This is a genomic window from Brucella rhizosphaerae (genome assembly GCF_002252475.1).
GTDB lineage: Bacteria > Pseudomonadota > Alphaproteobacteria > Rhizobiales > Rhizobiaceae > Brucella > Brucella rhizosphaerae.
On the sequence record NZ_NNRK01000035.1, the window covers coordinates 168,332 to 181,533 of the forward strand.

The following is a 13,202-nucleotide window of genomic DNA, read 5'->3' on the forward strand; positions in this document are numbered from 1 at the left end:
TTTAGGCCTCGTCACCTCAGGCTTCCTGCGTCTGAAGCCACATTTCCAGAAGTCCGGCCTGCCAGAGTTCTGAACCGCGCAGAGGCGTGATGTGATCGGAAGGGTTTGCGAACAGGCGATCAAGGTAATCGCGCTGGAACAATCCACGTTCGCGCGCCTTTTGCGATGACAGTGCATCACGCAGCATATCGAGATAGGGACCGGCGATATACTTAAGCTGCGGCACCGGGAAGTAACCCTTCTTGCGGTCAATCACAGCACTTGGCACAATCTTGCGGGCCACGTCCTTCAGGATGCCCTTGCCACCATCGCGCAGCTTTTCTTCGGGGGGCATGCGGGCTGCGAGTTCGACCAGCTCATGATCGAGGAACGGGACGCGAGCTTCCAGTCCCCAGGCCATGGTCATGTTATCGACGCGTTTGACCGGGTCATCGACAAGCATGATATTGCTGTCGAGACGCAGCGCGCGATCAACTGGCGTATCCGCACCATCGCGCAGCAAATGCTCTTCAAGCAGCTCGCGGCTATAATCGCGATCGGGCATCCACTCTTGTGAAAGCTGCGTTCCGAGCACGTCATGCGAACGGTCACAGAAGGCTTTCGCATAATCGCTGACCACATCATTGGAATCCACCAAAGGCGGATACCAGTGGTAACCTGCGAAGACCTCGTCGGCACCCTGACCGGATTGCACGACCTTGATGTGCTTGGAAACTTCCTTCGACAGCAGATAAAAGCCGACATTGTCATAGGAAACCATTGGTTCCGACATGGCGGCAATGGTGCCGGGAAGGGCATCCATCAGATCAGAAGATGGCACAAAGATCTTGTGATGGTCGGTGCCGAAGTGCTTGGCAATCAGATCAGAATAGACGAATTCATCGCCTTTTTCTCCATTGGCTTCTTCAAAGCCGACCGAAAAACTCATAAGGCCGGTCTGGCCGGCTTCTGCCAAAAGACCGACGATGAGGCTTGAATCCACGCCGCCCGACAGCAGAACGCCAACAGGTACGTCGGAAATCATGCGGCGTTTTACGGCAACACGCAGCATATCGAGCAGCTGCTCCTGCCAATCTTCGCGGCTCATTGCGCTGTCGCCAGCCAGTCGGCTATGCGGCGGCTGCCAGTAAATGCGGTCGCGAAACTCGCCATTGGCCTGATAAACACGAATGGTGGCTGCTGGCAGTTTGCGCACGCCATTGTAAATGGTGCGCGGTGGCGGGACCACGGCATGAAAGCTCATATAGTTATGCAGTGCCGCGCGGTCGATTGATGTATCGACGCCGCCAGCCTTCACAAGCGCAGGCAAAGAAGAAGCAAAGCGCAGCGCGCCGCTGACTTCCGCCAGATAGAGTGGCTTGATACCAAAACGGTCGCGGGCAAAGATCAGTCTGCCTGTGTCGCGCTCGTGGATGGCAAAGGCGAACATGCCGTAAAAGCGGGACACGCATTCCTCACCCCAGGCGTGCCACGCCTTGATGATGACTTCCGTGTCGCCGTCGGAAAAGAAGTGGTAGCCTTTGGCTTCGAGTTCAGCGCGCAATTCGCGGAAATTATAAATGCAGCCGTTGAAAACAACGCTGATACCAAGATCTGCATCAATCATGGGCTGCTGGGATTTTTCAGACAGATCAAGGATTCTCAGTCGCCGGTGTCCGAAGCCGACATTGCCACGCACAACGATGCCAGACGCGTCTGGCCCTCTGGGGGCAAGAATATCCGCCATTTTCGAGATTGCCGTAACCGACGGCGTACCGCCATCGAACCTGACTTCTCCGCAAATTCCACACATAAAAAGGGTCGAAACCTCCATTGTCATTCACAACAAGCAAGGCCGTCGCGTGAGTTCTGGCGGCGGCCTGTATAATTGCTAATGCGTGCGCGCCGGGATGGTTCCGAAATTTCTGATTTTTATGCGGTTGCAGGCTTTTTCAGTTCATTTTCCTTGAAAAGCATATATTTTTCGGCGGAAATCATGTGTTCCAACGCGATTTTGCGCGCATCTTCGGCTCTATTCTCCATCAAAGCGGTCAAAAGCCGATGCTGAAAGAGCAGACCTTCTTCGCGGGACGCAGGGGTCGGATCGGCATAGATCGAGCGGGCAACGGGCATGTTGCGCAGCAGATTATGCGTGAGGCCAGACATAAAGCCGAGCAGCCGGTTCGGGCATAGTTGTGCAAGCTGTGTGTGAAAGTCCAGCTCTGCCACGCGCTGTTCAAACTGATCATCCAGATTGGTCGGTGGGCGATCATAAAACCGCATCGTGCTGTCTAACTTTTCCAGATCGTCCTGGCTCAGCTTGCCTGCAAGAGAGGCCGCGACTTCCGGTTCAAGCAGCTTGCGGATGGCATAAATTTCCTGAAGACCCGGCCGGTCGAAGAAGAAATAGTTACCCAGCATCTCCATCGCATGTTGCGCGGATGGTTCGGCTACGAAGACACCACCACCGGGTCCTGTACGCGTGAACAGCAAGCCCTGGGTTTCCAGTGCCTTCATCGCCTCGCGCGCGGTGCCCTTGGCCGCCTTGAACTGGTCAATCAGGTCTTTTTCCTGTGGCAGCCGGTCACCGGGCTTCAAATGATCCGTCCGAATAACATCCTTGATGCGGTCAGCAATGACCTCAGGCCGCCGCTTCGCTCTGGTCAGCGATGCACGTTCTGGTTTGCTGCGGCTGTTCCGGGCCATGCCTGGTTACTCTCTTTTCATACGCGGTGCGCTGTCTATCAGCTGACGTGTATAGGCATGTTGCGGGTTGGCAAAAAGGGCTTCTGCTGTGGCTTCCTCGACGATTTCCCCATAATACATGACTGCGACACGGTCACTGATCGCTTCCACCACTGCAAGATCATGGCTGATGAACAGATAAGAGAGGCCGAACTGCTGTTTTAGCTCATCAAGCAGCAGAAGCACTTGCGCCTGAACAGAAACATCAAGCGCGCTCACCGGCTCATCCAGCACGATGATTTCGGCATCTGCTGCAAGCGTACGCGCAATGGCGATGCGCTGGGCCTGTCCGCCAGAAAACTCATGCGGATAGCGCAACAAGGTATCCTTTGGCATCTGAACCGCATCAAGCAGTTCTTCCATGCGCTTCTGACGCTGGTTGCGATCAAGTTCGCTGAGCAGCTTCAGCGGCGTTTCCAATATTTGGCGAATGGTCTTGCGCGGATTGAGCGAGGCCACAGGGTCCTGAAACACATATTGGATCATTTTGCCAAAAGCGCGGGGGCCAGAGCGGCGAAGTGCGCTCGCATCCTGACCGGCAATTTCCATCGTACCATCACTTGGCTCTGTCAGACCGACCAGCATTCGCGCCAACGTGCTTTTGCCGGAGCCGCTTTCGCCAACGATGGCCAGTGTTTCCCCGCGAGCGAGGTTGAGTGAAACTGATTTTACCGCTTCGACGGTGTGGCGCTGTTTGCCGAAAAGCGTGCGCCCGCCGCCGAAGGTTTTGCTCAGGTTACGCACGCTGATTGCCGCTTCGCTCATGTTGCCGCCTCCGTCTCATTGTGACTGAACAGCTTTGACACGCGTTCATAGAAGGTCTTGCCCTGACCGAGTTCCGGCACGCAGGCAATCAGCCGCCTGGTATAGCTGTGCTGTGGGTTGGCGAGCACGGCTGTTGCCGTTCCTGTCTCAACGATCATCCCGTCTTTCATGACGGCAACGCGATCACAGATTTCGGAGACCACGCCAAAGTCATGGGTGATGAACAGCAACGCCATGCCGCGTTCGCGCTGCAGATCGCGCAGCAATTCGAGAATGCGCGCCTGCACGGTGACATCGAGTGCAGTGGTCGGCTCATCCGCAATGATGATATCGGGATCGTTTGCAAGTGCCATGGCAATGCCGACACGCTGGCGCTGACCACCGGAAAGCTGATGCGGATAGTGATCCGCACGCTCTTTTGCGTCCGGTATCCCGACCTTTTCCAGCAATGCAACGGCTTCTGCCCGGCGCTCCGATGCACTGACAGTTTTATGCGCTGCAATGGCTTCCTCGACCTGTTTGCCGATCGAGTACATCGGGTGCAGCGTCGTCAGCGGGTCCTGAAACACATAAGCGACTTTGCTGCCGCGCGTGGCAGTCAGTTCGGTTTCAGTCATGTCGAGCACATCTTTACCGTCAAGATAGATGGCACCGTTACGGATCAATCCGGGAGGGGAGGCGACCAGACCCATAATGGACAGTGCAGTGACGCTTTTGCCCGAGCCGCTTTCACCGATCAGGCCAAGGCATTCGCCACGATTGAGATGCAGTGAGACGTTACTGACTGCAGGCGTGTAGCCGCCATTGTTGATGAAGCCTGTTTCGAGTTTCTCAACAGCCAATGCCGCATCCGGCATTTTTGTTTTGGGTGCGGTTCTGTTTTTGGCAATCGCCGTTACAGAACCGGGACGGGCCAGAGCGCCGGAGCGCAAACGGGGATCAAGCACATCGCGGATACCATCGCCCAGCACATTGAGGCTGATGACAATCAGGAAAATCATCAGGCCCGGCACGATAGAGACGTGCGGCGCGGTGAACATCTGCGCGCGGCCCTCGCCAAGCATGGAGCCGAGATCGGCCTGCGGCGGCTGTGCGCCAAGACCCAGAAAACTCAAACCCGCTGTTTCAAGGATCATCCAGCCAGCAGTCGTTGACATGGTGATAACGATCACCGGCAGAACATTCGGCAACACTTCGCTCAGCAGGATTGAAATATGTCCTTTGCCCGAAAGCCGGGCGGCATCGACAAATTCGCGATTGGCAAGGCCGAGTGCTGTGCCGCGTACATTACGTGCAAAGAACGGAATATTGACGACGGCGATTGCATAAAGCGCATTCATCAGCCCCGGACCAAGGGCCGCGACGATTGCCAGGGCCAACAGGATATAGGGAAAGGCCATCAGCATATCGATGCCGCGCATCATCAGATTATCCGTGCGTCCACCCGCATAACCTGAGACAAGGCCGATGGCCGAGCCGATGACAGCGGCAATCAGCGTGGCTGCAAAGCCGACCGCAACCGAGACACGTGCGCCCCAAAGAAGACGGCTCAGAATATCCCGCCCGAGCTGGTCGGTGCCAAGCAGATGACCAGCAGAGAAGACGGGTTGCAGCCTGCTTGCCGGTGCCGTTGCATCCGGGTTTGGCAATGGCAGGATCGGCACGATGAGGATCAGCACGCAGATCAGAGCGAGCAGAAAAAAGCCGAAAGCTGCAAGCCGATTGCTCATCAGAAGGCGCCACGAAGAAAGGCGTGCAGGCGTTGCGGGCGTATAGGTTTCCGAAAGGGCGCTCATGTGCGTATCCTCGGATCAAGCATGGTTTGAAGAACATCGGCGAGCAGATTGAACAGCACATAGCTGGCCGCCACGATCAGCACACCACCCTGTACAAGCAGGATGTCGCGGGTGGAAATGGCCTTTACCAGCATGGCGCCGATACCAGGCCACTGAAACACCGTTTCGATATAGACCGCACCACCCAGCACGAAACCTGCCTGTATACCAATCACCGGAATGACGCTCACAAGGGCTGCGCGGAAGGCGTGGCCGTAAATCACGCGCCGCTCGTTCAGCCCTTTGGCGCGAGCGGTGCGGATATAATCCTGACGCAGCACTTCAAGCATCGCAGCACGTGTCAGCCGGGCAATCACACCGGCTGCGACCACGGCGAGCGTCGATGCGGGCAGGATCAGATGCCAGATGAGGTCTTTGAGATCACCGCCACCATAGACCGCATACATGCCCGATGCTGGAAGAATACGCCAATGAACGGCAAAGAGATAAATCAGCAAAAGGCCAAGCCAGAAAGACGGGATCGAAATGCCAGCCAACACAATGAAGGTGATTGTGCGGTCCGCCCAGCCAAACTGGCGAACAGCGGAAATAATGCCCGCAAAAAGCCCGAAGATCGAGCAAAGCACGAGGGCAACACCCGCCAGAATGAGCGTGGCCTGAAACCGTTCCAGCACTTCATCGAGAACGGGACGGTTCAGCACGAAGGAACGGCCGAAATCGCCGTGTAACAGATTGCCGATCCATATGAAATATTGCTGCACCAGTGGCTTGTCGAGGCCAAGATCGCGGTTGATGCGTTCGACATTTTCTGGTGTCGCATAAGAACCGAGCAGGGCCGTAGCGGTGTCGCCGGGTATAGATGCCATCACCAGAAAGACGATGATGGATAGCCCGAAAAGCACCGGAATGACCGCGATGAGCCGCTTGAAGATATAGGCTGGCATTGGCCCTCCTCCGCTTTGTTCAGAGCGCGTTTCGATCTGACGGAATCACATCAGCGCTCTGACCCTTTTTGTTTTTACGCACATCTTGTTCCGAAAACCGGTTCCCACTTTTCGGGGTGTGCTCTGGTGGTCCGATTCCGACATTTGCATCCCTCGGTTACTGACGTTAAACAAATGTCGGCGTCGCAAAGACACTAGCAACTATATGAATCTATTGGATTTTTCGAATCTGACGTTTAAAACGGCGTGTATGGCAGTCGGGATTCAAACGTCAAATTCAATCCACTGGCAAAGTTGCGCCAACGGCTTTGAGTGCTGGCGCAAAGCTTTATTGTTTCGTCACTTCCCTGAGGTTGAGCAGAAATGACGGCTGGAGTTTGAAGCCTTGCACGGCTGCTGTTGTGACTGCATTCTGCTTCCAGTTGGCAACGAAGAGCCATGGCGCATCGTCGTGGACAATCGACTGGATTTCGCCATAGAGCTTGCCGCGTTCCGACTGATCGGTCGATGTGCGGGCCTTGGTCAGCAACTCATCTACCTTCGGATTGGAATAATAGCCGGAATTGAAACCGCCTTTGTCCGGCAGCGCTTCGGTGCGCAGCGTCAGGAACGGAACCGTGTCGGGATCATTGGTCATCCAGGCCATTTCTGCCATATCGGCTTTGCCATCGAGGCCCGAGTTCACCCGACCAAGGAAGGTGTTCCACTCATAGGTTTCGATTTTCACCTTGAAGCCGACGGCCTGAAGGTCAGCCTGAATGGCAGCACCCATATTGATCGGGTCCAGCATCCCGGAACCGCCTTCCGTCACATAGAATGTGAGTTCTGGATTGGTAGCACCAGCCTCCTGCAGCAGCGCTTTGGCTTTTTCAGGGTCATAGGGATAAGGCTCTGTTTTGTCCTCAACCCAGTTGAATGCGGGTGGCACAGGACCGGCTGCGACAGTGGCCGAACCTTGCAGAACATTATCGACAAGGCCTTGCTTGTTGACTGCGTAGTTTGCAGCCTGACGTACTTTCTTGTCCGCGAACGGCCCGCTCCTGGTGTTGAGAATACTGAACCAGACATGCGGTCCGGCCTGTTCTGCAACTGCGAAATTCGCATCCTGTTTGAAACTTACGAGATTGTCTGGTGGCACTTCGACCATAATGTCGATGCCGCCTGCCATCATTTCAGCAACCCGCGTGTTGGCATCGGTGATTGGACGGAAAACGACGGCATTCAATATAGGGGCCGTGTCCCAGTAATCGGGATTACGCTCGACTACCACACGTTGTCCCGACTGCCATTCCGCGAATTTGAATGGGCCGGTGCCTGATGGATGGCGGCCAAATTCAGCGCCATATTGCTCGACAGCGGCTGGCGAAACGATGAGGCCCGTCGGATAGGCAAGGTTTGAAAGGAAGGGCGCAAATGGCTCTTTCAGCTTGAACTCGACCGTGTTCGCATTGATGGCGTTAACGCTCTCAATGGATTCAAAATTGAAGGAAAGCGGAAAGGGGCCGGTATTGTAGAAAGGGTGATCCTTGTTCAACATACGCTCGAAGTTGAACTTGACCGCTTCCGCGTTGAAATCGGAACCATCGTGGAACTTCACGCCCTGTCTCAGCTTGAACGTATAAGTCTTGCCATCGTCTGAGATGGTCCAGCTTTCCGCAAGGGCAGGTTCTATTTCGAGTGTACCGTCCTTATAGCGAACGAGACCGTCATAGATATTGACGAGAATACGGAAATCGTTGGTCGCCGTGACCGTGTGCGGGTCAAGCGATTGCGGTTCGGCGATCTGCCCGACGATCAGTACATCGGGTGGTGTCTGTGCGGCGGCTTGAAAAGTCGCTGTGCCCAGAACCAGAGTTGCCGCTGTTAAAACGGCGCGAAATAACCTCTTCATCAGCGGTTCCTTTCGTTTAGAGCGCCGTGCGCCCTCCTGGGCGCACAAAGGTCGCTCTAACAGATTAAATTATGCAGTAGGCCAAATCTGTCAGACTTTAATTTATAGGGAGAAAATGACGTATATCAATAAATTATCATAATTAATTTGTGCGCATAGAAAAGGCGGAGTGAACCCCGCCTTCGTTTAATGTGCGTTTATGTGCTATTCCGTCGGTGTATCGTGCGGCTTCAGATCCTGCTCGGCAGTTGTCGATTTCTGATGCGTGAACCCCTTGATTCCCTTGGCTGTTTCCTCTGCGTCGCGCTTGATCTCAACGTCGCTCATTGCATAGTGAACAGTGAGTTTTGCAATGGATGTGAGTGCACTTAAGTGAATACGCTCATAGCCATGTGAGGCATCGACGCCGAACGTGAGAAGTGCCGTGCGAACATCGTGACCGGCTTCCACTGCAGAGGCAGCATCGGAGCGGTAATAGCGGAAAACGTCTTTCTGGACGGGTATTTCATGCTCACCGCAGAGCTCATAAAGCTTCTTGGTCAGGTGATAATCGAAAGGGCCGGTCTGGTCCGCCATGGCAAGAGTGACGCCAAATTCGGACGAATTCTGCCCGGGCGCCGTGGTGCCATTATCGATAGCAACCAATGAGGCTATGTCTGGCACCACAACCGCAGAAGCGCCGACGCCGACTTCCTCGCCGATGGTGAAAAGCCAGTATGTATCGACCGGTGTTTCGACCTTAAGGCGTTGCATTGCTTCAAGAGAAGCCAGCATGATGGCCACCCCTGCCTTGTCATCGAGATGCCGGGAAACGATGAAACCGTTATCGATAAATTCCGGCATTGGATCGACGGCGACGATATCGCCGACATCAATGCCCAGCTCAATCAGGTCTTCCCTGTTGCGAGCCAGAGCATCGACGCGTAACTCGATATAGGTCCAGCCGATGGGAAGTGTGTCCACTTCGTCGTTAAATGTATGTCCGGAGGCTTTGAGCGGCAGGATCGAACCGCGATAGGTGCCTTTGGACGAAAATATCGAAACGCGTGCACCTTCGGCAAAGCGTGCTGACCAGTTGCCAATGGAAACAAGCTCAAGCCGCCCGTTCGATTTGAGATATTTGACCTGTGCGCCAAGCGTATCGAGATGAGAAACGATACCACGCGCTGGTTTTCTGGAGTTGCCGTTACGGCGGGCACGAATTGCCCCGCGCCGCGTCAGCATAACCTCAAGGCCCAGCCTCTCCAGTTCGCGTGCAACATAGTGCACCGCTTCATCTGTGAAGCCCGTTGGGCTTGGAATTGCCAACAGGGCGCCTAGTTTTTCGAGTAGGTAGTTCTGATCAATCGCAATATTTGTCATGGTGAGTTAATCTACGGTCCGGATATTCAACGTCAACCGTGCACATGGATTTAAAGTAAAATCCTGAAGCCGGGCCGGAAACATTCTTGTGACAGGTTTGACGATTGGTCTGATTTTCTTGATAAATTCAACACAGCAAGCATTGGCTTCACGCCAGGACTTGTGTAGCTTCGACGAAACAACGGGGGCGTTGATTTGCTGCTTGGGGACATTTATCCTGATGATAAAGCTGCGTACCAACGGGGATCGGTGGTTTGTTGCGCTCGTCGCGTGTGTTGGCGTCGTAATAACTATTCTCTTAGGACAGCTGGAGCTGGTCCGACTTGCATATGTTCGTCTGAATGACTATCGGGATAACCTTCTGTCCCATTCGTTGAATGTTGCGAAATCTGGTCGCGATACTCTGTTGATCGTCAATAACACCAGTCAGACGTTATGTTCCGATGACAATCTGAAAGAATTGCGACTTCTTACATTCAAAGCGCATTACCTGCGCGATATCGGTCGGGTTCTGAACAACCGCATTGTCTGTACCGCGCTCTGGGGGCGTCTTTCTCCGCCCGCTGAATTACCCACAGCAGACAGGGAAGTGGACGGTGGCCATCGATTGTGGGGGCAGGCCGCAGATATCGGAAGTCATCTGACCAAAGTCGATATGGTCATGCACGGCACAGCCATTGTTTTCACATCACCAGTCGCCTTTGCCCTATATGAACGCGCGCAACCCAATCTGAGTGCCCACATCATCAGTCAGGATGGTCAATATATCTACAGGACATTTGGCGATGCTGCTCAATTGACCACCCACCGGCCGGAAAAACTCGCCTGGTATGATTTGCGCTCCCACCGGCTTGCATCCCGGTGCTCCAGCGATGTCGATATATGTGTGATTGCTGCGCTTACGGGTGTCAGCATATTGCATCAGTCGCCGGGTGTCCTGTTGGCGCTTGTTGCGTTCGGCGGGCTCGCGGGCAGCGGGTTGGGGGTGGCCGCCGTGCAATGGCGGCGCGGGCATTCTTCTCTCATTCAGCAGGTAAAGCGGTCGATAGCGGAGGGGCGGGTGAATGTTGTTTACCAGCCATTGGTGCGATTGCGCGATGGGCACGTAAATGGTGCCGAAGTGCTGGCTCGCCTGTCGGATAATCATGGGGCTCCGATTGCGCCTGATGTGTTCATTATGATCGCAGAGCAACACGGCATTATTAAAGATCTTACACGTATCGTGGTGCGCAAGGCGCTCGATGAAATGCAGGCTTGTCTGCGGAACGATGCCGACTTTTATCTCAGCCTGAATTTCTCGGTCGATGATGTCATTGATCCAAACACGCTTGAGTTTTTGGATGAAGAAGTCAGGCGGCATGGGCTTTCGGCACAGCAAATCGTGCTTGAGATCACTGAGCGGTCCACAGCCCATCATGAGCACCTTATTGAAAGCATGAAATCCTTTCGGGCGCGGGGCTACGAGTTCTTCATTGATGATTTCGGAACGGGATATTCCAATCTTGCCTATCTGGCAAAACTGCCGATCAGCGGTATTAAAATAGATCGTATGTTTACGCAGGCTATCGGAACCGAAGCGGTTAGTGCCGAGATTGTTGAGAACATTTGCAACATAGCCCGGCGACTGGAACTCAAGCTGATTGTTGAAGGTGTGGAAACCCGGGAGCAGGCGGAATACGTTCTTGCATTGCATTCTGATGCGGTGGGGCAGGGTTGGTATTTTGGCCGGCCGGTGCCTGCCTGGGCCTTGCTCGGGCGTTTGCCAGCGGAAACATAGCAATTTTAAGTTGACTAGTTTAATCATATATAACAGTAAGAGATAACGCTGCTACAGCAGGCGTGCCAGGGGATTTTGTAATCGGCCCATGCCGGACCGATGCCGTGAAATTTGCGCTTTTCGAATGAGTTTCGATCTGATGTGGAATCTGCAACGCCTTTTCCAGAACCATGCGCGGGAATTGAACCGCTTTTTCCGGCGCAGGGGACACAATGCAGAAACAGCTGCTGATCTTACGCAGGACACGTTTGTCCGTGTGATGTCTGCATCCTCCTCTGGTTCATCCGGGCAATCGGGCAAAGATAACAATCCTCGTGCCTATCTCCATCAGGTGGCTCGCAATCTTTCAATTGATCTTTATCGTCGTGAGCGTGTTGTCGAATATGTAAACATGCCGGATGAAGAATGGCGCCGCATTGCCGATGTGACGCCAACGCCAGAGACGATCGTCTATGACAGGCAGCGCCTTATGATTATTGAGAAAGCTCTTCTTGAGCTGCCCGAACAGACCCGTCGGGCCTTTGAACTCCATCGCCTCGATGAAAAGACGATTGCCCAGGTGGCGGGAGAATTGGGCCTGTCTGTATCCCGGACCTGGACGCTCATCAAACGAGGCTACGTGCATTTGAGAGCCTGCTTGAATGAAGATGTATAGTCGTGGAGCTGCGATCTGAACGAGTATGATCGGGACCCAGGTTCTTTGTTTAAGTGCGCATCTTGTCCGCGCGCGGGAGAGAAAATTCTCGCCTTTCATTCGTTACAATCAATAAGAGCTGTTTTATGAGAAGCTGTTCGGCTGCGTGAAGCGGTTGAACTGGGAGGACTGACGCTGCATGGATGACAAACTGTCGAAAAGCGAAAAGCTGTTCGAGGAGGCTCTGGATATTGTCATCCGCATTCAGGATGACCCGGACAATCCGGTCGCGCACGATCTTGTCAACCGCTGGCGCGCACGCGGTCCCGAACATGAAGTAGCGTGGCGCGAGGCTATGGAGATCTACGGCATGGCCGGTAAAGTCATGCAGGATCAACGCCGTGCGAGCCGTGGCCCCAAGATGTCGCGACGCTCGATTTTGACAGGCGGGGCAGCGGGACTCGCCGTTGTTGCAAGCGGAGCGCTTTTCGGGCCGCAGCTCATATTGCAGGCGCAAGCCGACTATATGACGGCTTCTGCTCAATTACAGGACGTTTCACTCTCTGACGGCAGCAAGGTAACGCTTGGCCCTGATAGCGCGATCCGCCTGAAGTTCGATGCAAGTGCCCGCCGTGTCGAGCTTCTTTCAGGGATGGCATTTTTCGACGTTAAGCCTGATTCTGCGCGCCCTTTCAGCGTTGAAACTGGTAATCTGGTAGCGACAGCTTTGGGAACGGCCTTCGATGTGAGCAGTGATGCGGGCTATCTCACGGTTTCGGTGAACCATGGGCTGGTTGCAGTCAGGCCAACCGGTACGCGCGATACGCTGACACCGCTTGGCGAGGGAGACTGGCTCACTTTCAATGGACAGAACCACGATTTTGAACGTGGCAATCGCGATATATCGCAGATCGCCGCATGGCGTCAGGGTATCATTATTGCTGAACGCGATACCATTTCTTCTGTTGTGGCACGCATTGCGCGCTGGCAGTCGGGCCGAGTGCTTCTCGCTCAACCGGGTTTCGGAGCGCAAAGGATCAGTGGCGTTTTTGATCTTAATAACCCTGTCTCCGCGCTTGAGGCGGTTGTCGAGCCCTATGGAGGAAAGGTCCGCCAGATTTCACCTTGGCTGACTGTCATTTCATCGATTTGATGATTGCATTTTTATGTAGATTTTTTTGCTCAGGGGGAGAAAATCGGCGAACCCCACTCGTTTTAAGCAACAGGGTCGGAAGTTAGCTGCTGCCATGCAACCGCCTTTTCACCAATTGATGGAGTGGTTGAGCGATGGGGCTTCGTGTCGGTAATA

General features: G+C 54.3%; 10 protein-coding genes. 3 read left to right on the top strand and 7 right to left on the bottom strand.

Features of this window, described 5'->3' with window-relative positions; all coding sequences use genetic code 11:
• Window positions 1-16 precede the first annotated feature (16 nt).
• The 7 genes from CEV32_RS22440 to CEV32_RS22470 form a co-directional block, all read right to left on the bottom strand.
• Window positions 17-1,792, bottom strand: a complete 1,776-nt coding sequence (locus CEV32_RS22440) for an N-acetylglutaminylglutamine amidotransferase (protein WP_094579502.1) — start codon at window positions 1,790-1,792, stop codon at window positions 17-19.
• A gap of 119 nt (window positions 1,793-1,911) precedes the next feature.
• Window positions 1,912-2,685, bottom strand: coding sequence for a FadR/GntR family transcriptional regulator (locus CEV32_RS22445; RefSeq protein ID WP_094579345.1), 774 nt, complete (start codon window positions 2,683-2,685; stop codon window positions 1,912-1,914).
• Window positions 2,686-2,691: 6 nt separating this feature from the next.
• Window positions 2,692-3,489 carry an ATP-binding cassette domain-containing protein gene (locus tag CEV32_RS22450; RefSeq protein WP_094579346.1) on the bottom strand — a complete coding sequence of 266 codons (798 nt, stop codon included), beginning with the start codon at window positions 3,487-3,489 and terminating at the stop codon, window positions 2,692-2,694.
• Entirely contained in the window at window positions 3,486-5,285 is a 1,800-nt protein-coding gene (locus CEV32_RS22455; RefSeq protein WP_094579347.1) for a dipeptide/oligopeptide/nickel ABC transporter permease/ATP-binding protein, read from the bottom strand. The genes CEV32_RS22450 and CEV32_RS22455 overlap by 4 nt, the downstream gene beginning before the upstream one ends.
• A complete protein-coding gene (locus CEV32_RS22460; RefSeq protein WP_094579348.1) occupies window positions 5,282-6,229 on the bottom strand; it encodes an ABC transporter permease in 948 nt (315 codons plus the stop codon). The genes CEV32_RS22455 and CEV32_RS22460 overlap by 4 nt, the downstream gene beginning before the upstream one ends.
• 328 nt (window positions 6,230-6,557) lie before the next feature.
• Entirely contained in the window at window positions 6,558-8,120 is a 1,563-nt protein-coding gene (locus tag CEV32_RS22465; protein WP_094579349.1) for an ABC transporter substrate-binding protein, read from the bottom strand.
• 204 nt (window positions 8,121-8,324) lie between these two features.
• On the bottom strand, window positions 8,325-9,482 hold the full coding sequence (locus CEV32_RS22470; protein ID WP_094579350.1) for an osmoprotectant NAGGN system M42 family peptidase: 1,158 nt from the start codon (window positions 9,480-9,482) through the stop codon (window positions 8,325-8,327).
• Between the two features lie 220 nt (window positions 9,483-9,702).
• Here CEV32_RS22470 and CEV32_RS22475 point away from each other — a divergent pair, with 220 nt between their 5' ends.
• The 3 genes from CEV32_RS22475 (at window position 9,703) to CEV32_RS22485 (ending at window position 13,046) form a co-directional block, all read left to right on the top strand.
• Window positions 9,703-11,259, top strand: a complete 1,557-nt coding sequence (locus CEV32_RS22475; RefSeq protein ID WP_143128863.1) for an EAL domain-containing protein — start codon at window positions 9,703-9,705, stop codon at window positions 11,257-11,259.
• 124 nt (window positions 11,260-11,383) lie between these two features.
• On the top strand, window positions 11,384-11,914 hold the full coding sequence (locus tag CEV32_RS22480; protein WP_328587932.1) for an RNA polymerase sigma factor: 531 nt from the start codon (window positions 11,384-11,386) through the stop codon (window positions 11,912-11,914).
• A 178-nt stretch (window positions 11,915-12,092) separates the two neighbouring features.
• Window positions 12,093-13,046 carry a FecR family protein gene (locus tag CEV32_RS22485; protein WP_094579352.1) on the top strand — a complete coding sequence of 318 codons (954 nt, stop codon included), beginning with the start codon at window positions 12,093-12,095 and terminating at the stop codon, window positions 13,044-13,046.
• The last annotated feature ends 156 nt before the right edge of the window (window positions 13,047-13,202 follow it).